Raw genomic sequence first — 452 nt, 5'->3', positions numbered from 1 at the left:
CGATGCGCACCTCCAACCCGCTGGACAGGGCGAGCGGGCCATGGAAGACGGCGCCTCAAGAGTCATCGCAGCGCTGACCGCCGACATGATGACTGCCCTCAAGACCGAGTTGCCGGCACCCCAGCGCAAACTTGAAGACATTGGCCAGACTTTGGCCGACAGCGCCTTCGGTGCTGCTCACGCCTGCGTGAATGGCGTTACTCGCGAGAGCAACTGCAATGACGACAGTGGATTGTCGCCAGCGCTCAAGGATGCCATGCGCAAAATGCCCATGGGCGACCTGAAAACGATGACCGAGCAAGGCGTGAAGAAGGCGCTGGAACTGGGCAAAGAGCTGTTGCCCACCTTGTTCAAGGGGATCGGCAAGAAGACCATGGAACGTTGGGCCGCTATGGCCGGACGCTGGGCTGGCCCGCTGGTACAGGCAGGAATGCCCATCTACGGCATCTACC

1 protein-coding gene is annotated in these 452 nt (G+C 61.3%); it reads left to right on the top strand.

Features of this window, described 5'->3' with window-relative positions:
- Positions 1-40: 40 nt before the first annotated feature.
- Positions 41-452 (top strand): hypothetical protein (locus tag KMS84_RS43895; protein WP_256921320.1); only part of this gene is annotated, 412 nt, incomplete at its 3' end.

Source organism: Streptomyces hilarionis, assembly GCF_024539675.1.
Taxonomy (GTDB): Bacteria; Actinomycetota; Actinomycetes; order Streptomycetales; family Streptomycetaceae; genus Streptomyces; species Streptomyces hilarionis.
Note: the sequence above shows the minus strand (reverse complement) of the source record. Positions and strands in the feature narration are given on the sequence as shown.